This window comes from Phytobacter sp. V91 (assembly GCF_965644225.1).
Classification (GTDB): domain Bacteria; phylum Pseudomonadota; class Gammaproteobacteria; order Enterobacterales; family Enterobacteriaceae; genus CBFFRJ01.
The window spans coordinates 24,821-44,714 of the sequence record NZ_CBFFRJ010000013.1; the positions used below are offsets into that span (position 1 = coordinate 24,821).

The window sequence follows — 19,894 nt, forward strand, 5'->3', positions numbered from 1 at the left end:
ATATGGAGTGGTTTTATCAGATCCCCGGCGTTGATGAGCTGGAAAGCGCCGAATCCTTTTTTGAGTTTTTCTCCGTCCCCTATGAATCCACGACGCTGCGCAACCGCTGCCTGCCCGTGCTGACCACCTTTCATCGCAAACTGCATGACAACGTGCCCCTGCGCAATCTGCTGGAGGACGACCCACGCGCCCCCTGGTTACTGGCCCGGCGGCTACTGAGCGAAAGCTATCAGCAACAAATACACGGCGGTGAAGCATGAAGCATCTTTTTGCTTATGGCGATGAAGTCCGGGTGACCCGTGCTATCCGTAATGATGGCACCATGCAGGGTTTTGAGCGTGGTGAGGTCCTGATCCGCCGCGGAAGTACGGGCTTTGTCCGGGAATGGGGAACGTTTTTGATGGATCAGATTATCTATCAGGTGCATTTTCTGGATTGCGATTTAGTGGTGGGTTGCCGCCAGCAGGAGCTGCTGCCTGCCAGCCATCCCTGGCATGCCGGGATGCTGCAATTTGGTGACAACGTCACTAGTCTGCAGCCTCTCGCCGTTAACAACGAGGTGGTTGTGGCTACCGGCGACGTCGGGCGTATCGAGGGAACGGACCAGGGCGAAGACGGAAATAGTTACACCGTCACGTTTAACGGACGCTGGTTTCAGGTCCCCGCCACGGCTCTGCGTTTACTGGAGAGTGCGCAATGAGCGCCGCCTGGGAGCAGTTCGGCCAGCGGCGACTGGCCCGGACGCGCTGGCAGTGTGAACCTGATGATATTGCGCCCGCCGATCGTGAGGCCTTTGAACAGGCCTGGTCGCGCCAGCGCTTTATGGAACAGGCGATTATTGCCGAGGCCGAGGGGCTGACGGTTACGCCAGCGCTGTGCGAAACCATCGCCGCGTCACTCAGTACGCTGCTTGATGAAAGCGGTCTCGTGCAGGCCGATCGCGAGGCGGTGGTTCATCATCACGCCCTGATGGAATTACAGTTTTCACGGATTACGCAACAGGTGGCAGTGCCTGATGATTTAACGGTGCTGGCCTGGTATCAGCAACACCCGGAGAAATTTATGCGTCCGGAGCAGCGACTCACCCACCACCTGCTGCTGACGACAGACAATGACCGGGAGACGCTGCGTCGCCAGGCAATGCAGTTTTACCGGGAGATCCAGACCTCGCGCGAGGCCTTTTCCCGTCTCGCCCAGCGCCATTCCCACTGCCCGAGCGCCCTTGAAGGCGGCAGATTAGGCTGGATCAGCCGGGGTTTGCTCTACCCGCAGCTTGAGTCAGCGCTCTTTGCGCTGGCCGAAAACGCCGTGACCCCGCCGGTTGAGACCGAACTGGGCTGGCATCTGTTGTGGTGTGAAGGTATTCGTCAGCCACAGCCAATGCCCCAGGCTGAGGCACTGGACAAGGCGCGGGAATTTTTGTGGCGTCAGAGCCAGCAACAGTGGCAGCAGCAATGGCTGGCCCGCCTGCTGGCGACGATGTAGTTAAAATCTGAAGACCGGGCTGATACGCAAAATCCCACAGTCCGGATCATTATGAAATGAAAGGATTAATCAGCCTAATCCCTGATGCTTCAAAATCCTTGATATTGCGAGTCGCCAGTGTTGCATCATAGCAGCAACAGATGGCTGCTATCTGTGCATCTGCCATCCCGACGGGCCGACCGCTGGCCTCTCTTTGCGCAACGAGTTTTGCATAAAAGACAGCAGCATGCTCGTCGAACGCCAGTAAGCGCCCCGAAAATTCCTCTTCAAACATACTTTCAGCCATTGTAAATAGCTGATTTTTACGACGGCCTTCAGGCATACGAGCAATACCGTACAATATTTCTGCTACCGTTATCGAAGTAATCGACAGTTGACCTGAATTCTGTGCATCCAGCCACGCCAGTACCGCAGGTTCAGGCTGATTGCGCATCACTTCGGAAATAATGTTGGTATCGAGAATAATCATTATTCAAGATCCGCAGCTCTGGGCAGGTCAGGTCGGGCAATGTCCAGTTCGACGCCACCAATGCTCCTGAAACGCTGGTTAATCCGACTGCCCAGCCCTCCTTTGGGTTGTGGCGTTTGTAACGCCTGGCGCAGAATATTGCGTACCTCTTCTTCCATTGAGTTGCCATGAAGAGCCGCTGCTATACGTAAACTCGCTTTTAATTCGTCGTCAAGATTACGGATAGTAATTGTTGCCATAAACACCTCCCCATTGACTGCATTGCTATCATTGACAGCATAATTTAACGATGACTTTCTGTCCAGATTGAATAAAAAACATCGTTCATCTTGTTTTGTCTGGCAAATTCGCCGCTCGTGATAGCAACTCTGTTACGCTACCCGACTCTGACCATATACAAAATGGCCGCCAGCGCAGCAAGGAGCACCGCAGCGCCCCGCCATTTTTTGTCAGGGGAAAAACAGAAGACGATGGCCTGCAGTAAGAAGATTACGCCCAGGCTAACTGCCCCCAACTCCTTGCCGCTGCCATCACTGTTATCAATAAAAGACCCATCAGGTATAGATGGGTCTAAATTATAGATGAGGGAATACTTATCTTCCGTCACAAGGAAAATAAACAGCAGCAGCAAAACGTAGATTACAAGGGATGAAAGCCTGAGAAATATTCGCACATTACTCCGAAGCCAATGGCTGTAGTGTTACATTTTTACTGCCGATCCGCGCCTCATGCTCAATCAGCCATTTTTTGCGGGCAATACCGCCGCCGTAACCGGTCATTGAGCCATCCTTGCCAATAATACGGTGACAGGGGATAACCAAAGCCACCCGATTGGCGCCATTGGCTGACGCAACCGCTCGTATGGCGTTGGGTTTCCCCATTGCGACCGCCACCGACTGATAATCAGCCGTCTGGCCGAAACTCACCTCTTTTAACTTCTCCCAGACGCTGCGCTGAAATTCGCTGCCGGGGGTGTCAAGCGCCAGATCAAAGGCCTGGCGCTGAGCGGAAAAATACTCCCCTACCTCACGCTGCGCCTGGCGGGTGTGCTCGTTTTCCCCGGCGATAATCCTGGCGTTGAACAAACGCTGAAGATCGCTGAATTCCGTCTCCAGCATACGTCTGTCCACAAACTCCAGCAGGCAGACACCGCGTCCGGTCGCACACACAAACATCGGCCCTAATGGCGTGGTAAAACGGTGGATCAAAATCACCTGTTGCGATTCGCTCGGGGCGCTACCGGTCAGTTTTTTACAGGTGTAACCAAAACCACTCAGTGATTCATAACCATTGTCGAATGCCACATCCGTTGTCGTGCGCCCTGCTTTTAACTCCTGAAGGGCCACATTGACCCGTTGCATCCGCTGAAATGCCTGGAAGGTGATCCCGTGATGTTGCAAAAACCAGCGCCGCACACGCTCCGGGCTAATGTTATGCAGGCGCAAATCGGTATCGCTGATACGTTGCTTCGGCGTTTGCCGGACCAGCGCCAGCGCCTGTTCGATATAGCCTGGCGCTGTACTGGCGTTTTCCGTGGGACGGCAGACTTTACATGGGCGGAAGCCGGCATCCAGCGCTGATTTCAGGTCGCTGTAGAATTCGACATTCTCGCGTTTTGGTTTTCGCGCCCGGCAGACAGAGAGGCAGAAAACGCCCGTCGTTTTTACGCCGACAAAAAAGACCCCGGTAAACTCAACGGCCCGATTAAGCAACGCCTGGTACCAGATATCACACTGGGAAATGTCAGTAATCTTCATGGGCAAAAACGTCACTAAATGATTGAGTCAGTTGAATGGTATTTAACATGTCCTGCAACCTGGCCTGCATGCCCTTATGGACGAAATTGCCCATCGAGATCCGTTTCACACCCAGCGAAGCGAGAGTTACAAAGTCCGCAAGTTCAGGCATACACATGACATTCAGGGGCAGTTTAACGTCGCGAACTATTGCGGTGATGTGCTCCGCCTGGGTCACGCAGGGGACAAAAAAGCCATTGGCACCCTGCTCTTCGTATAACTGCCCGCGGAACAACGTTTGTTCTAACGCATTGTCATGATTAAGTAAAAAAGTATCGGTTCGCACATTAAAGAACATATCAGGACAGGCCTGAACCAGTGTGCGCAGTGTGCTGGCGAAGGTTGCCGCATCATCAAGTCGGCGTTCCCCGTTAACCACATGGCTGTCTTCGAGGTTAATACCCACCACGCCTGCATTCTTAAGGCGTTGAATATTTTCGATTATTCCGTCGTTCGTCTCGCTGTAACCGGCTTCCAGGTCAATGCTGAGCGGTAAATCAACCACCGCTCTGATGCGCGATACGATAAACAATAACGCGTCAAAATCCATGTTCTGACCATCGTCATAGCCCAGCATCGCGGCAATCGCCGCACTGGACGTACCTATGGCCTGATATCCTGCGTGACCTGCTGCCAGGGCGCTGCCTGCATCCCAGACATTGGCAAGCTGTAAGGGACTGTTTTGTTGATGAAGTGCCTGAAAGTTCATGATGTTCTCCGGTTGTGAGGTCTGGCCTGAGTGTGCGTTTTTAGCAGTACGGCTCACAACCGAAAATTGGACGAGCATTTTTCTGCTGGTTCACGGCATCACCGGCCGGAATACAGATCTTTTCCTGATTATTCAATCCCAACCCGCTCAGGTATGATTGGCTACTCACATCATCTCAATGCTCTGTACAGGGAATAACTATGCCCGAGACCACTCACCTCCTCGCATTTGCCATGCTTTCACTCGGAATGGTTTTAACCCCAGGCCCGAACATGATTTACCTGATTTCACGGTCTGTCTGCCAGGGGCGTGTTGCCGGTTTGATTTCACTGGGCGGCGTCGCGTTGGGATTCGTTTTTTATATGCTCTGTGCGGCCTTCGGCATCACCGCAATAGTGATGGCGGTTCCTTACGCTTACGATGCGGTGCGGATAGCGGGCGCGATGTATTTGCTATGGCTTGCCTGGCAGGCCGTGCGTCCGGGAGGAAAGTCGCCCTTTCAGGTTCGGGATTTGCCCAAAGATACGCCGCAAAAGCTGTTTATGATGGGATTTCTGACCAATCTCTTAAATCCAAAAATTGCGGTGATGTATCTCTCCCTGTTACCGCAGTTTATCGATCCGGTGCAGGGTAATGTCCTGACTCAGTCTTTGATGCTTGGCATAACGCAAATAACGGTCAGTGTTTCAGTCAATGCCCTCATCGCTATATCGGCAGGCACCATCGCCGGTTTTTTAATCAGAAAACCATCCTTTGCGTTAATTCAACGCTGGGTCATGGGCGGTGTGTTGAGCGCGCTCGCGGTGAAAATCCTCAGCGAATCTCGCCGCTAATTTCATCGTTTGAGAATATTACGCCCGGTAAGCAAAACGCTGCCAGGTGAAGAGAACAAGCAACTCCCCGTCTTCCAACAATGACTAGTCCACAACATTGACTCTCTTTTGCCTGCGGTATAAATTAGTTGCCAATTAGTCAACGGATGACGATTATATGCACTTAATTACAGCACGCTATCTGCTGGATGCAGCAGAGCGCTTTCCTCAGCAACGGATGGCAATCGTAGAAGCGCGTAAATTTATCGAAAAAGGCTACTTCCCTAATCCGGAAGAGCTGCGCAAGGTCTTTCCATCACTGGATAACTTCAAGTATCTCGATAAACACTATGTCATCAATCTGGCAAACAATGAGCTAAGGCTAATCGCACTGATCTTCTTCGAAAGCCAAAAATTTTATGTCCGCCATATTTTTACGCATAAAGAGTATGATCGGTTCATCGCGCAACATCGTAGCAAGGGGAAGAAAAAGTGAATATTACGCAGGCAATTAATGCAGGTAACGCTCTTGTTGCTGCCGTTCCTTTTTTGGGTGAGAACACCAATGATCAGGACTACAAAGACGCACTTAGCCTGGTGGATTATCTGCTATTGAACGATCCTAATAACCCTCTGGTTGAAATACTCACCGCGCGTATTTCAGCCTGGGAAGAAAAACAGCCAGAACTGGTGGCCTTTAAAGCGGAAGCTGATGCGATGCCAGAAGGTGTAACGTTACTGCGCCTGCTCATCGACACACATAATTTAACCCTCTCTGATTTCCGTCAAGAAATTGGTACAAAATCAATGGTCTCACGCATCCTCAGCGGTGAGCGGAAGTTAACACTGGAGCACATTAAAAAACTGGCGGTGAAATTTGATATTTCTCCGGCACTTTTCTTGTAATCGACGGATGGCGGGAGTCATTCGCCCGGTAAGCAAAACGCTACCGGGCGAATGGATCAAAGAATTTGCGGTTTAATCTGTTCCAGCCAGCTATCCACGCGCTCTTCGGTCAGATCATATTGATTGTCCTGATCGAGCACCAGTCCGACAAACTCCCCGTCTTCCAGCGCAGATGACGCCGAAAATTCGTAGCCTTCGTTGGGCCACGTACCAACCACCTGAGCACCGCTGCTAATCACCGCATCATAAAGAGTGCGCAGACCGCTGACGAAATTGTCCGGATAACCCTGCTGGTCGCCAAGGCCAAATAAAGCCACAATTTTGCCACTAAGACTGGTCCCTGCCAGTTGATCGAGAAACTCACCCCATGATTCGCTGTCACACCCGGCATTCAGCCCCGGCAACTGGCCGTCACCCAGGGTAGGCGTGCCGAGAACCAGCACCGGGTAGGCCAGAAAGGCATCAAGGCTTGTGCGATTAATATTGACCGGCGCATCAGCCACGTCCCCCAGTTTTTGCTGGATCATCTTCGCTATCTTGCGGGTTTTGCCCGTGTCACTGCCGAAAAAAATGCCGATGTTAGCCATACGCGCTCCTGTCATCAATAAGGAAAAGTCCGCCGACAAAGGGCGGTGGTCTGAAAGGGTATTGCGAAGGTTATGCCAGGTTTTCCTGGTGCTTTATTTGCACCAGAGTGGGCTGCGAAGGCGCCAGCGCTGCCGCTTTTTTGTGCATTCTGATGCCGTGCTTTCTCCCGCTGCTGCGGGTTTTGTCCTAAATCCACCTGTTTTACCAGTCAGGATCAAGGTTTAGGCGCGAAAAAGGTCAAAAGGGCTTACAGATTGCATGGTTAATGTCGCCCGACATATTCAACGGGTGAATGTCGCAACCCTGCACAATTTGTTGCAAGTGCGACATTAACGAACCTGACTACAGGAGCTTGTGATGGCCTTTAATTTGATGATGGATGCCAGCGCGCCGCAGGAGATTGCCGGCGCTCTGTCTCTTCAACATCCCGGACTGTTTTTCACGATGGTTGAGCAGGCTCCGATCGCCATTTCTCTGACCGATCCCGATGCCAGCATTCTTTATGCAAACCCGGCGTTTTGCCGCCAGACGGGCTACAGCCTTGATCAGCTGTTAAATCAAAATCATCGACTGCTTGCCAGTCAGCAAACCCCTAAAGTCATTTATCAGGAGATGTGGCAAACGCTGTTACAGCGTCTGCCATGGCGCGGTCAGCTTATCAACCGGCGGCGTGATAACAGCTTATATCTGGCGGAAATCGACATCACCCCGGTGGTTAATGAGCGTGGGGAATTGCAGCATTATCTGGCGATGCAGCGGGACATCAGCGCCAGCTATGCCCTGGAACAACGGCTGCGCAATCATATGACCATGTCAGAGTCGGTACTCAACAACATCCCGGCGGCGGTGGTGGTGGTCAATGAAAATGATCGCATTGTGATGGATAACCTCGCCTACAAAACCTTTTGCGCTGACTTAGGCGGCAAAGAGCTGCTGACCGAACTGGATTTTTCTGCCCGTAAAACCGATCTCTACGCCGGGCAGGTTCTCCCGCTGGTGCTGCGCGGCAATGTGCGCTGGCTGTCAGTGACCTGCTGGGCGCTGCCGGGCGTCAGTGAAGAGGCCAGCCGTTACTTTATTGATACTGCACTGCCCCGCACGCTGGTAGTGGTAACCGACTGTACTCAGCAGCAGCAACAGCAGGAACAGGGACGCCTTGACCGGCTCAAGCAGGAGATGACCACCGGCAAACTGCTGGCCGCCATTCGCGAGTCGCTGGATGCCGCGCTGGTGCAACTCAACTGCCCTATCAATATGCTGGCCGCTGCCCGGCGACTGAACGGCAATGACGGTAATAATGTGGCGCTTGATGCCGCCTGGCGCGAAGGGGAAGAAGCGATGGCGCGCCTGCAACGCTGCCGCCCTTCTCTGGCACAGGAAGAGAGCGACATCTGGCCTCTGCAATCGTTGTTTGATGACCTGCGTGCGCTTTATCACACCCGCTATAACGACGGACAGAATCTGAGCGTTGAACTGGATTCACCGCATCTGGTGGGCTTTGGCCAGCGCACCCAGATACTGGCCTGTCTGAGTCTGTGGCTCGACAGAACCGTCTCGCTGGCGGACGAGCTGAGCGATTTCACCCTTTATACCCAGATCTATGCCAGGGAAGAGGACGGATGGCTCTCTTTATGGCTAAGCGACAATGTGCCGCTTATTCAGGTGCGTTACACCCATTCGCCGGATGCGCTTAATGCCCCAGGCAAAGGGATGGAGCTGCGGCTTATCCAGACCCTGGTCGCTCATCATCGCGGCGCGATAGAACTGAATTCCCGTCCTGAAGGCGGAACCTGCCTGACCCTGCGATTCCCGTTATTTCATTCACTGACCGGAGGCTCACGATGACCCAGCGACCCGAGTCGGGCACGACCGTCTGGCGTTTTGATTTGTCCCAGCAGTTCACCGCTATGCAGCGCATTAGCGTGGTGCTGAGCCGGGCAACCGAAATAAGCCAGACGTTACAGGAAGTGTTGTGTGTGCTACACAACGACGCCTTTATGCAGCACGGCATGCTGTGCCTGTATGACAGCCAGCATGAGATCCTCAATATTGAGGCCTTACAGGAAGCCGACCAGCAGCTGATCCCCGGCAGCTCGCAAATTCGCTATCGCCCCGGAGAAGGACTGGTGGGGACAGTATTATCTCAGGGGCAATCGCTGGTGCTGCCGCGCGTCGCCGACGACCAGCGTTTTCTCGACCGGCTGGGATTATATGATTACAACCTGCCTTTTATTGCCGTGCCGCTGATGGGGCCGCGCTCGACGCCGATTGGCGTGCTGGCGGCGCAACCCATGGCCCGTTATGAAGAGCGACTGCCCTCCTGCACCCGTTTTCTGGAAACTGTCGCCAACCTGGTGGCGCAAACGGTGCGGCTGATGACGCCCGCCGCGACGGTTGCCAGCCCACGAACCGTGGTGGCTCAGGTCGAACGGCAGCGGGGATGCAATGCTCCACGACCGTTCGGCTTTGAGAATATGGTCGGCAAAAGCCCGGCGATGCAGCAGACCATGGAGATCATTCGCCAGGTCTCGCGCTGGGACACTACCGTGCTGGTGCGTGGCGAAAGCGGTACAGGTAAGGAGTTGATTGCCAACGCCATTCACCATAACTCACCCCGCGCGGCGGCACCCTTCGTCAAATTTAACTGCGCGGCGCTGCCGGATACCTTGCTGGAAAGCGAGCTGTTTGGCCATGAAAAAGGCGCTTTTACGGGTGCGGTGCGTCAGCGTAAGGGGCGTTTTGAGCTGGCGGATGGCGGGACCCTGTTTCTTGACGAAATAGGCGAAAGCAGCGCCTCTTTTCAGGCCAAACTGCTGCGTATTTTGCAGGAAGGCGAAATGGAGCGCGTTGGCGGTGATGAAACGCTGCGCGTCAACGTGCGGATTATTGCCGCGACCAACCGCAACCTTGAGGAAGAGGTGCGGATGGGCAATTTTCGCGAAGATCTCTACTACCGCCTGAACGTCATGCCCATCTCTCTGCCCCCGCTGCGGGAACGGCAGGAAGATATCGCCGAACTTGCGCATTTTCTGGTGCGCAAAATCGCCCAGCACCAGGGACGCACGCTGCGCATCAGCGATGGCGCGATCCGTTTGCTGATGGGCTACAGCTGGCCAGGGAATGTGCGTGAGCTGGAAAATTGTCTGGAACGTTCCGCGGTAATGTCGGAAAGCGGACTTATTGACCGGGATGTGGTGATGTTTCATCACCAGGAAAACATGCCGCGACCCAAACCCGCCGCCCCGGTCAAAGAGGATTCGTGGCTTGATAATTCCCTTGATGAACGTCAGCGTCTGATTGCTGCGCTGGAAAAGGCCGGATGGGTGCAGGCCAAGGCCGCGCGTCTGCTTGGAATGACGCCGCGCCAGGTGGCCTATCGTATTCAAACCATGGACATTACCTTGCCGAGGATCTGAAGAGTAAAATTGTGACATTCAACACATTGTCAGCCAAACGCCACAATTACGACAAATAACAGCCAGAGTGGTATTTTTATCTTTTTGTTTTTCAGTAAGTTATAAGAGCAATGTGCGGTACAGCTTTTGCAGCAGGAGGTTATGATTACGCAACTCAAGGAATATTCATGACTTCCTGCTCTTCTCCTGCTGGCAGCGCTGGTTGCCAGGCGCCTGATGCTCCGCTGAGCGATTTTATTGCCGGTAAGGTGGCGTCACACCCTTGTTATTCCCGCAGCGGCCACCACCGTTTCGCCCGTATGCATCTGCCCGTCGCCCCGGCCTGCAATTTACAATGCAACTACTGCAACCGAAAATTTGATTGCAGTAACGAATCACGCCCTGGCGTCTCCTCTTCCCTGCTCACGCCGGAACAGGCGGTAGCGAAAGTGCGTCAGGTGGCGACGGCCATTCCGCAGCTATCAGTGGTGGGCATTGCCGGTCCTGGCGACCCGCTCGCCAACCTCGCCCACTCTTTTAAGACCCTGGAACTGGTGCGTGAGCAACTGCCCGACCTGAAGCTGTGTCTGTCGACCAACGGTCTGATGCTGCCGGATGCGGTAGACAGACTGGTTGATGTCGGGGTTGATCACGTCACTGTAACCATCAATACGCTTGACCCGGACATTGCCGTCCGGATTTATGCCTGGTTATGGCTTGACGGCGAACGCTACAGCGGACGGGAGGCCGGGCAAATTCTGGTCGACCGTCAGCTTGAGGGCGTACGCAGACTGACGGAGAAAGGAGTACTGGTAAAGATCAACTCGGTGCTGATCCCTGGCATTAACGATCGAGCAATCGATGATGTCAGCCGCACGCTACGTCAGTACGGCGCTTTTATTCACAATATTATGCCGCTGATTGCGCGCCCGGAGCACGGCACGGTGTTTGGCCTGAACGGCCAGCCGGAGCCGGATGCGGCAATGCTTGCCGAAACCCGCGCCCGCTGTGGCGAAGTAATGCCACAGATGACCCACTGCCAGCAGTGTCGCGCCGATGCGATTGGGATGTTAGGTGAAGATCGCAGCCAGCAATTTCAGTTAACACCGCTGCCCACTGAGACCCAACCCTGGCTACCGATGCTGCAACGCCGCGCCAGGCTGCATGCCAGTATTGCGACCCAGGGCGAGTCGGATGAGCCGGAGGCCTGCCTGGTGGCAGTTGCTTCGACCCGGGGCGATGTCATTGATTGTCATTTTGGTCATGCAGATCGTTTTCGTATTTACAGCCTGTCGGCGGCGGGTGTGGTGCTGGTCAATGAGCGCTTTACCCCGAAATATTGCCAGGGCAGTGACGAATGCGAACCTCAGGACAGCGATGACCGCATGGCCGCCATGCTGGCGCTGCTGGCGGATGTGAAAGCCGTTTTTTGTTCACGTATTGGCTATGGTCCCTGGCAACGCCTGGAAGCGCAAGGGATCCAGCCCTGCGTTGACGATGCCTGGCAACCCGTGACTCATGCCCTCACTCGCTGGTGGGATCTGTACCGGCAGAAATGGCAGGATAGTGACTATAAACAAGGAGTTGCCTGATGGATGAACGATACTGGTTACGCCGGTTACTGCATCTTTACGCCCACGGCGAAGGCTGCTACCCGCTCTCGATGGGGCTGAGCGATCCGCTGTGGTCAAACCTTGATGCACAAATGGACAAACCGGCTTATACCGCGCCGTCAGACATTGTCCTGCGCCGCACGTTAATGAGCGAGTTGATTGCCACCCGTAAGGAAGAGCAAGCCCAGCTCGCTGACTGGCTGGAATGTCATATGCAGCCGGATGCCGCCCCAATGCAACATATCATTGCCAGCGTTTCGCTGGCTTTTAACCATCTCTGGCAGGATCTGGGGCTGAGCTCCCGGGAGGAATTACGCGAGTTGATGACCGACTGCTTCCCGCAACTGGTAGAGATGAACAGCGAGAATATGCGCTGGAAGAAATTCTTCTACCGCCAGCGCTGTTTGCATTCAGAAGGTGAATTAGTGTGTCGTTCCCCCAGCTGCGACGCCTGTTGTGAAAGACAGGTCTGCTTTGAGGTGTATTAATAGACAATTAACTCACTTTAACGACAATGGGCAACGTTTCCACACCGTTTGCCCTTTTTTAACATTTAATGTGCAAATATTTTGCAGCATTAACAGTTTCATTTCACTGTGCTGTTAATGTACCTTGTATCACGTAGACTTATGAGTATGTGTGGAAAAACGAGGTGGCAAATGTATGCTTTTGTAGCCAGACAGGCGATTTTCGATAGTCAAATGAATACCGTCGGCTATGAGCTGCTGTTCAGGGATAGTATGACCAACCGATTCCCTGATGTCTCATCTGAGCAGGCGACAACCCAACTGATTGAAGAGCAGTTTTTCGGCGCGCCCATCGGGCGTAAAAACGAAAACAATTCGGTGTATGTCAATTTCCCGCATCAATTACTGGTCGATGGGATGGCAGAAACTCTGCCGAAGAACCGCGTCGTCATCGAAATCCTGGAGACTTCAGAACCTGACCACCACCTGCTGTCAACCGTAAAACGGCTTCAGACACTCGGTTTTCGCCTTGCGCTGGATGATTTCACCATGAGTCCCGACTGGGATGTGTTTATTCCCTGGATTAATGTAATTAAATTCGATGTGCAAAAAAATAGTCAGCAGGAAATTGATCATTACATTCAAAAAAACCGCCAGCTTTTACAGCATACCGTCTTATTGGCTGAAAAAATTGAAACCAATGAGGAGTATGAAACTTTTAAAAAAATGGGATTCAGACTCTTTCAGGGCTATTTTTTTAGCAAACCTGTTGTCTATAAAAGTAACAAACTGATGCATAATCGCGCATTCGCGCTGAAATTAATGCAGGAAGTGAATATCGAGTCCCCTAATTTAAATCGCATTGAAGATTTGCTCAAACGCGATGTTTCTCTGTCTTTCAAAATAATGCGTTATGCGCAAAATATTCTCTATAACACCAGTGGTATTAGCGGATTTCGCAACCAGTCGCTGAAGGACATTGTGGTTTATTTGGGTATTAATGAATTGCGCCGTTTTGTTCTCGTGGCCTGTCTGACCTCTTTTGAAACTGTCAGAACCGCAGAAATTTATTACCTCAGTTTGATCCGCGCGAAGTTTTGTGAACTGCTGGCCTCGCGCAGTCAGTCTTACCAGATGTCGAGCGAAGCCTTTATGGTCGGCCTGTTCTCGCTGCTTGACGTGATCCTTGAAACCCCGCTTGACGTGCTGATGGGGCAGATTGCTGTCTCGCCGGACGTCATAAAAGCGCTCCAGCATCAGGACGGTTTGCTCTACCGTTATGTGCTGCTGGCGCAGCTGTATGAACAGCGTCTGTGGGTCGAAGCCAGTGATATGGCCGGTGAGTTGGGGCTCTCGGAAAATGTCGTGATGGACATGATGAATACCGCAACCCGATGGGCTGATGAACTGCCTGTTGGATTCGGAAAATAAAAGTAACTACTTTTTTAATATGATTTCGCGGCGCAATTGTTTCTCATGAAATAGTGCTTATTGTTGTCGCGAATCTATTTTTTTGCAAAAAATTCACATATTCCATACAACTAATCGGCACTTAAGCAAAATTATTGCTTTGTGCATTATCACAATTCTACAACGATAAAATTGTGTGACTCAGATCAATTAAAAAAAATCAATCTTCCCGCCCTGGTGCCGTTATTAATATTACCCTTTATTAAAAAAAGACCACTCTATGAACAAATTATCGCAAGCGTCAGTCTTAACTAAGCTTCTCACCGGGTTTTCAATTCTTATCGTGATGATGCTCATTCTGGGTGGCGTTGCTATTTATCAGTTAAACGCCAGTAACCATAATATCGATAAATTTCGCGAAAACCGTATGCCAGGGATTCGCTATACCCTCGAAATGCGTGGCGTGTTGTCGGAAATGCGCCTGCAACAAACCCAGTATATTGCTTCCGTCACCCCAAAAGAGCGCGAGCAACACCGGGTTGAACTGCTGCAAAATCAGGAGACTTTCCTTAACGCCCAGCGCCAGTATGAAAAACTCAGCCAGGATGCCCCGGAAGATATGCGCGCCCTGTTTGCGACCATTGCCAGTAATTTCCAGAACTTTGTCGATGTGAATGCCAAAGTGATTGAAGCGGTCAGCAACGAAAATCTCGAAGAAGCGTCAAAAATCAGCGGCGCGGTGTCGTCAAAATACCGTTCACAGCTGATGAAAGATCTGGCGAAACTTGTCGACCGGGAAGTAGCGACCGGGGAGGAAGCAGGACAAGCCTCGCAGGCCGCCTACACCACGGCACTCTATACCTTCTCCGGCCTGTTGCTGCTGGCGCTGGTCGCAACCGGGTTCATCGCCCTGCTTATCTCCCGCAGCTTTGCCCGTCAGTTGGGTGGTGAGCCGTCATACGCGGTCTCTATTATGCAGGAGATTGCCTCCGGTAATCTGAACGCCAATGTCCAGTTGAGAGACAATGACAACACCAGTCTGCTGGCGACCATCAAAGAAATGAATGGCAAACTGGCTGATATTATTAACGGCATAATTAACGGCAGTGAATCTATTTCGCTGGCCGCCAATGAGATTGCTCAGGGTAACAGCGATTTGTCCCAGCGTACTGAAGAGCAAGCCGCTTCGCTGGTGCAGACCTCCTCCAATATGCAGCAGATCACCGAGAACGTGAAAAGCAACGCCGATAACGCGCGTAAAGCCAGTGAACTGGCGCGTGAAACCTCACAGACGGCGGTCAAAGGCGGCAAAGAGGTGGATGACATGCTTAAACGCATGCATGAAATCGCCCACAGCTCACAAAAAATTGTCGATATCATCTCGGTGATTGAAGGGATCGCCTTCCAGACTAATATTCTGGCGCTGAATGCTGCAGTTGAAGCCGCCCGCGCGGGTGAGCAAGGCAAAGGCTTTGCGGTGGTTGCCGGTGAAGTTCGCAATCTGGCGCAGAAAAGTTCCTCTGCCGCCAAAGAGATCAAACAGCTGATTGAAGGGACGGTCGATAAGATCACCGACGGCTCACGCTATGCGGATACCGCCAGCCGGGCGATGGAGCAGATCGTAAATTCGGTAAATAAAGTGACCGATATTGTGGCCGAGATTTCCGCTGCCTCCACCGAGCAGCATCAGGGTATTAAGGAAATCAGCATGGCCATCGATCAGATGGACACCGTTACCCAACAAAACGCCTCTCTGGTCGAACAGGCTGCCGTTGCGGCGCAGTCGATGACTGAGCAGAGTGAAATGCTGCGTGATTCCGTACGCTACTTCCAGTTGCGGATGCATAACGCTCACTAAATAATGATGCTACGGACGCCGGGCAACCGGCGTCATTTCAGATCAGCTTACGATCGTTTTCGGCTCCATAAATGCCGCAATCCCCCAGCGCCCAACCTCACGCCCGATGCCAGATTGCTTAAAGCCGCCGAATGGCGCGCCACCTTCGTGAGTGAGGGTGTTAATTTGCACCCGTCCGGCATGAATGCGTGCCCCGACGGCTTGTGCGCGATCGGCATCACCGCCCAGCACCAGAGCGCTCAACCCGTATTCCGTATCGTTAGCAATGGCGACGGCATCGTCGTCATTTTCATAAGTGATGATTGATAATACCGGACCAAAAATCTCTTCTCTGGCGATGCGCATCTGATTGCTGACATCAGTGAATAACGTCGGTTTAACAAACCAGCCCTGACCGCTGTTTTCCGGACGCCCTTCTCCTCCCGCCAGTAACTTTGCCCCTTCCTCTACGCCGATACGAATGTAGCCCTGCACCCGTTGCCACTGTTTATCACTGACCATCGGGCCAATAGTTGTGCGGGGGTCAATTGGGTCGCCTGACTGAATTTGACGCACCGCCGCTTGCAGTGCCACTTCACACTCCGTTTTACGTGAACGCGGCACCAGGATCCGCGTTCCGGCGATACAGGCCTGGCCGCTGTTCATAAATCCGGCCTCCAGTGCGAGGGGAACAGCCGTAGCCAGATCCGCATCATCAAGGATGATAGTTGGCGATTTGCCACCCAGCTCAAGGGTCACACGTTTAAAACTTTCCGCAGCATTTCGCAAAATCGCTTTGCCGGTGAGCGTAGAACCGGTAAAGGAGATTTTTGCCACATCCGGATGGCGGCTTATTACTTCTCCCACAACGTCACCCCGCCCGGTCACAATGTTGCAGATACCTGGCGGAAGCCCGGCGGCATCCAGTGCTTTCATCACCACCTGCGTTTGTAAGGCACTCATTTCACTGGGCTTAATCACTGCGGTGCACCCCGCCGCCAGCGCGGTGGCAAGATTGCCACAGATAAATCCGGCATTACTGTTCCAGGGTGTGATAAGCCCGGCCACCCCCAGCGCAGTCATATGTACCTGCGCCTTCCCTACCGACGTAGTGAAGGCAAACTGCTGCACATCGCGCATCACCTGTTCAATCACATCGACCGGATAATGCGCCATCCAGTTAGCACGTGAAACCGGGGCGCCGTATTCAACAATAATGCTCTCCAGCAGTTCATCCTGATAGCTCGCCATGGCATCACGAATTCTGCCAAGGACATCGAGACGTTCGGCGACGCTGGTTTGCGACCAACCGACAAAAGCGGCTTTTGCCGCGGCAATGGCAGCGATAGCATCCGCCTCATTCGCCAGCCGCACGCGGCCAATAACCTGCGCGCTAGCCGGATTAAATAGATCGTAATACTCGTTGCCCTGGGCGGTGATAAATTTACCGTTAATAAAGTGCTGTTCGAGCTGTTGCATACTGACCTCCTGATTGATGGCCTCAGTGTTGCACAACTTTATCGCGCCGATAATCCACGCTATCCTGCAAGGGTTGTTTCGAAAATCGGGATAATCTATGCATCGTTCAGGACTGGTAGAGCTGGAAGTGGTAATGGCGGTGATCCGCCAGGGCAGTTTTCGCGCAGCCGCGCAGGAATTAGGCATGTCTGCAACGGCGGTCAGTAATGCGATTGCCGGGCTGGAGTCGCGCCTGGAGACCCGGTTATTTAACCGCACAACACGCAGCGTGGCGTTGACGGAGGCCGGGCAGCGCTTTGTCGATCGTGTCGGCCCGGCATTACAGGTCATCCAGCTCGCTGCCGATGAAATTCATAGCCAGCCGCAAGAGCCTTCAGGTACCCTGCGCCTTAACGTGCCCCAGGCGGCAGGACGGCTGTTTCTTGATGATTTGATCATCCGTTTTCTTGGCCGTTTCCCGCAAATACGCCTTGAGGTCGCCAGTGAAGCAAGAATGATTGATATTGTTGCGGAAGGCTACGATGCGGGTATTCGCCTGGCCGAGTCTGTCCCGCAGGATATGATTGCCGTCCCGCTGACGCCTGACATCCGTATGCGTGTTGTCGCAACGCCCGCCTGGTTTGCCGGGCATGGCGTCCCCCAGACTCCGGAAGAACTTACCCGACATCAGGGGATTTGCATGCGCATGTCACATGGCGGTGTTTATCGCTGGGAAATGGAACGCCACGGTCAGCAATTTGCCATCACTGTGCCGGCGAGGCTTGCCACCACCGATCTCTTTACGTCAATCAGCGCGGTAAAGGCGGGTCTGGGGGTGGGCTTTCTCCCCGAATTGTATATTCAGGATCTGCTGCAAACGGGGGAATTAGTTAGCGTGCTGGATGAGTGGACACTGCCTTTTAAGGGCCTGTGTTTGTATTACCCCGGTCACCGACATATTCCGGCAGGATTGAAAGCATTTATTGCCTTTATTCGTGAGGACAGGCAGCAATTATCAGGTGATAGCCGCATTATGTAAAAAAGAGTCGCATAAGAGACAATCAATGCAGATAAAGCCTGAAGGGGCTGGCCCCCATCAGGCTTTTACTCAGGGTAATGCACTAACGAATGAGATATCCCAGGCCGTGGCAATAAGCGAGATACTGAATACCAGGCCAACAACAAGCGGTAACCTTTTTTCCAGTTTGTCCATTTTGCCCCCTCTCTTCGTTCGGGTTGTACCTGTTATGGTCACAACAACGTTTCCCTGGCCGACCGGGTCGACACGGGTGTGGCAGAGTAAATTATAGGCCACAACGGCGAGCCTGCCTGACTTTTAAGAAGATGCGCCGATGTTGAGGTTCCTGGTTCTAAACAAACTGAATAGTATGTTGTAACTAATTATGAGGTAAAAGAAAGGAGCAGCATAAACTGGCTGCCCCTTTGACTCGCTATACTGCGCTGATTAGCACAGCGGTTTTACTGCTTCACGCATCCCGCGTAACAGAATGGCATCCAGGTCCAGTGAAACCTGTTCTACCAATCCTGCAACCTGGGTCAGATCCTGCTCCCAGTGCTCGCTGACGGCTAAAATAGATTTGACCAGTTCGCTGGTGCTGATCTGACGATCACCATGCTGGCTCCACAGCTGCTGGTAACGCTCAATCCAGTGGGCATCATCCTGTACCGGATAGGCTTCACCCTGACGTTCAGCACGGTAGAACGCAATCAGTGCCGCGAGGGAAAAAGTCAGACGAGCCGGTAACTTGCCGTTTTGCGCCTGCCCTTTCAGCAGTTGCGGCAGAATACGGGTGCGGAATTTGGTCATCCCGTTGAGCGCAATCGAAAGCAGTTGGTGTTTGATATACGGGTTGCGGAAACGGCCCGTTACTGCGCTGGCGAAGGATTCCAGCTCATCACGCGGCAGGTCGAGCACCGGGATAATCTCTTCGTAAATCGCTTTCTCTACGAAGGCACAGACTTCGGCGTCATTCATCGCTTCGCCGACGGTATCAAGACCCGCCTGGAACGCGACCGGAACCAGTGCAGTGTGCGCCCCATTGAGGATCGCCACTTTACGCTCTTTGTAGGGTTTGATGTCATCCACAATCAGCACGTTCAGCGGGTATCTGTCCAGACGCAGTTCCTGCGCCAGGGATTTTGGCCCCTGAATCACAAACAGATAGAAGTGTTCGGCGGTATCGAGGAAGCTGTCGTGGTAACCCAGTTCGCTCTCAATTTGCGCCACTTCATCACGCGGATAACCGGTGACGATACGGTCAACGAGCGTTGAGCAGAAGGTATTGGCTTCATTCAGCCACTGGGTGAAGGCCGCAGGCAGCGCCCACTCCTGAGCGTAACGCAGCACCAGTTCACGCAGGGCATCACCATTATAATCAATCAGTTCACACGGAATAATTACCCAGCCTTTATCCGCAGCACCGGCAAAGTGACTGAAACGTTCGAACAGCAAACGGGTCAGTTTGGCCGGATAGCTGACGGCGGGCGCATCTTCGAATTTGTCGCCGGCATGGTAACTGATACCGGCTTCAGTGGTATTCGAGAAAACAAAGCGCATCTGCGGATTGTGCGCCAGTTTCAGGAACTCATCGTACTGACTGTAAACGCTGATTTCACGGTTTACGGAACGGATCAGGCGAGAGTCGCTGACCGCTTCACCCTCATCGTTGAGACCACGGATGATGGTGGTGTACAGCCCGTCCTGAGTACTCAGTGAAGGGGGGAATGTGCTGTCGATCGGACGCACCAGCACAATGCCCGCGTTCAGGTCAGTGTGTTCGTTTAACAGATCGATTTGCCAGTCAACGAAAGCACGCAGAAAGTTGCCTTCACCAAATTGAATCACACGCTCAGGGTAAGTTGCACCGGGAAAATCGCGGCGGTTTAGAGTGTTCACAATGAGTTCCTTTTTTGATTAGTCATACAACC

21 protein-coding genes are annotated in these 19,894 nt (G+C 52.9%); 13 read left to right on the top strand and 8 right to left on the bottom strand.

The genetic code is table 11. From position 1 onward, the window contains the following. The first annotated feature begins 2 nt into the window (after positions 1 to 2). The 3 genes from ACSZO4_RS04345 to nifM are packed head-to-tail and all read left to right on the top strand — an operon-like array spanning position 3 to position 1,485. The gene (locus tag ACSZO4_RS04345) at positions 3 to 260 is read left to right on the top strand and encodes a nitrogenase-stabilizing/protective protein NifW (protein ID WP_437887622.1); all 258 of its coding nucleotides are present in this window, start codon (positions 3 to 5) and stop codon (positions 258 to 260) included. Further along, entirely contained in the window at positions 257 to 700 is a 444-nt protein-coding gene (locus ACSZO4_RS04350; protein WP_437887623.1) for a nitrogen fixation protein NifZ, read from the top strand. The genes ACSZO4_RS04345 and ACSZO4_RS04350 overlap by 4 nt, the downstream gene beginning before the upstream one ends. Then, the gene (gene nifM / locus ACSZO4_RS04355; protein ID WP_437887624.1) at positions 697 to 1,485 is read left to right on the top strand and encodes a nitrogen fixation protein NifM; all 789 of its coding nucleotides are present in this window, start codon (positions 697 to 699) and stop codon (positions 1,483 to 1,485) included. The genes ACSZO4_RS04350 and nifM overlap by 4 nt, the downstream gene beginning before the upstream one ends. A 49-nt stretch (positions 1,486 to 1,534) precedes the next feature. Here nifM and ACSZO4_RS04360 read toward each other — a convergent pair whose 3' ends face one another. The 5 genes from ACSZO4_RS04360 to ACSZO4_RS04380 form a co-directional block, all read right to left on the bottom strand. Further along, on the bottom strand, positions 1,535 to 1,954 hold the full coding sequence (locus ACSZO4_RS04360; protein WP_437887625.1) for a type II toxin-antitoxin system VapC family toxin: 420 nt from the start codon (positions 1,952 to 1,954) through the stop codon (positions 1,535 to 1,537). Continuing rightward, positions 1,954 to 2,193 (bottom strand): FitA-like ribbon-helix-helix domain-containing protein, encoded by a 240-nt coding sequence (locus ACSZO4_RS04365; protein WP_437887626.1) that lies wholly within the window; start codon positions 2,191 to 2,193, stop codon positions 1,954 to 1,956. Before ACSZO4_RS04365 ends, ACSZO4_RS04360 begins: the two co-directional genes overlap by 1 nt. A gap of 137 nt (positions 2,194 to 2,330) precedes the next feature. Beyond that, complete coding sequence (locus ACSZO4_RS04370; protein ID WP_437887627.1) at positions 2,331 to 2,627, bottom strand: hypothetical protein; 297 nt, start codon at positions 2,625 to 2,627, stop codon at positions 2,331 to 2,333. Between the two features lies 1 nt (position 2,628). Then, positions 2,629 to 3,711: a bifunctional transcriptional activator/DNA repair enzyme AdaA gene (locus ACSZO4_RS04375; protein ID WP_437887628.1), complete on the bottom strand. Its 1,083-nt coding sequence runs from the start codon at positions 3,709 to 3,711 to the stop codon at positions 2,629 to 2,631. Then, positions 3,698 to 4,459, bottom strand: coding sequence for an isocitrate lyase/PEP mutase family protein (locus ACSZO4_RS04380; protein ID WP_437887629.1), 762 nt, complete (start codon positions 4,457 to 4,459; stop codon positions 3,698 to 3,700). Before ACSZO4_RS04380 ends, ACSZO4_RS04375 begins: the two co-directional genes overlap by 14 nt. A 200-nt stretch (positions 4,460 to 4,659) precedes the next feature. On the opposite strand from ACSZO4_RS04380, the gene ACSZO4_RS04385 reads away from it, so the two are divergent. From ACSZO4_RS04385 to ACSZO4_RS04395, 3 genes are all read left to right on the top strand, one after another. After that, positions 4,660 to 5,292 carry a LysE family translocator gene (locus ACSZO4_RS04385; protein ID WP_437887630.1) on the top strand — a complete coding sequence of 211 codons (633 nt, stop codon included), beginning with the start codon at positions 4,660 to 4,662 and terminating at the stop codon, positions 5,290 to 5,292. Between the two features lie 157 nt (positions 5,293 to 5,449). Continuing rightward, the gene (locus tag ACSZO4_RS04390; RefSeq protein WP_437887631.1) at positions 5,450 to 5,767 is read left to right on the top strand and encodes a type II toxin-antitoxin system HigB family toxin; all 318 of its coding nucleotides are present in this window, start codon (positions 5,450 to 5,452) and stop codon (positions 5,765 to 5,767) included. Continuing rightward, positions 5,764 to 6,177: a helix-turn-helix domain-containing protein gene (locus tag ACSZO4_RS04395; RefSeq protein WP_437887632.1), complete on the top strand. Its 414-nt coding sequence runs from the start codon at positions 5,764 to 5,766 to the stop codon at positions 6,175 to 6,177. Before ACSZO4_RS04390 ends, ACSZO4_RS04395 begins: the two co-directional genes overlap by 4 nt. A gap of 56 nt (positions 6,178 to 6,233) precedes the next feature. Here the strand turns inward: ACSZO4_RS04395 and ACSZO4_RS04400 are convergent, their stop codons facing one another. Next, positions 6,234 to 6,764: a flavodoxin gene (locus ACSZO4_RS04400; RefSeq protein ID WP_437887633.1), complete on the bottom strand. Its 531-nt coding sequence runs from the start codon at positions 6,762 to 6,764 to the stop codon at positions 6,234 to 6,236. Between the two features lie 358 nt (positions 6,765 to 7,122). Between ACSZO4_RS04400 and nifL the strand changes: the two genes are divergently transcribed. The 6 genes from nifL to ACSZO4_RS04430 all read left to right on the top strand — a co-directional run bounded on the left by nifL (position 7,123) and on the right by ACSZO4_RS04430 (position 15,508). Then, positions 7,123 to 8,610, top strand: a complete 1,488-nt coding sequence (gene nifL / locus ACSZO4_RS04405) for a nitrogen fixation negative regulator NifL (protein ID WP_437887634.1) — start codon at positions 7,123 to 7,125, stop codon at positions 8,608 to 8,610. Further along, entirely contained in the window at positions 8,607 to 10,181 is a 1,575-nt protein-coding gene (nifA, locus tag ACSZO4_RS04410; protein WP_437887635.1) for a nif-specific transcriptional activator NifA, read from the top strand. The genes nifL and nifA overlap by 4 nt, the downstream gene beginning before the upstream one ends. Before the next feature lie 167 nt (positions 10,182 to 10,348). After that, entirely contained in the window at positions 10,349 to 11,752 is a 1,404-nt protein-coding gene (gene nifB / locus ACSZO4_RS04415) for a nitrogenase cofactor biosynthesis protein NifB (protein ID WP_437887636.1), read from the top strand. Continuing rightward, a complete protein-coding gene (locus tag ACSZO4_RS04420; protein ID WP_437887637.1) occupies positions 11,752 to 12,261 on the top strand; it encodes a nitrogen fixation protein NifQ in 510 nt (169 codons plus the stop codon). Before nifB ends, ACSZO4_RS04420 begins: the two co-directional genes overlap by 1 nt. Before the next feature lie 171 nt (positions 12,262 to 12,432). Beyond that, positions 12,433 to 13,671 (top strand): EAL and HDOD domain-containing protein, encoded by a 1,239-nt coding sequence (locus ACSZO4_RS04425; protein ID WP_437887638.1) that lies wholly within the window; start codon positions 12,433 to 12,435, stop codon positions 13,669 to 13,671. Between the two features lie 259 nt (positions 13,672 to 13,930). Beyond that, positions 13,931 to 15,508, top strand: coding sequence for a methyl-accepting chemotaxis protein (locus tag ACSZO4_RS04430; RefSeq protein ID WP_437887639.1), 1,578 nt, complete (start codon positions 13,931 to 13,933; stop codon positions 15,506 to 15,508). A gap of 42 nt (positions 15,509 to 15,550) precedes the next feature. On the opposite strand, the gene ACSZO4_RS04435 is transcribed toward ACSZO4_RS04430, so the two are convergent. Continuing rightward, positions 15,551 to 16,966, bottom strand: coding sequence for an aldehyde dehydrogenase family protein (locus ACSZO4_RS04435; protein WP_437887640.1), 1,416 nt, complete (start codon positions 16,964 to 16,966; stop codon positions 15,551 to 15,553). Between the two features lie 97 nt (positions 16,967 to 17,063). Between ACSZO4_RS04435 and ACSZO4_RS04440 the strand changes: the two genes are divergently transcribed. Next, positions 17,064 to 17,984 (top strand): LysR family transcriptional regulator, encoded by a 921-nt coding sequence (locus tag ACSZO4_RS04440; RefSeq protein ID WP_437887641.1) that lies wholly within the window; start codon positions 17,064 to 17,066, stop codon positions 17,982 to 17,984. Positions 17,985 to 18,410: 426 nt separating this feature from the next. Here ACSZO4_RS04440 and ACSZO4_RS04445 read toward each other — a convergent pair whose 3' ends face one another. Beyond that, a complete protein-coding gene (locus ACSZO4_RS04445) occupies positions 18,411 to 19,862 on the bottom strand; it encodes a tagaturonate reductase (protein ID WP_437887642.1) in 1,452 nt (483 codons plus the stop codon). Positions 19,863 to 19,894: the final 32 nt, after the last annotated feature.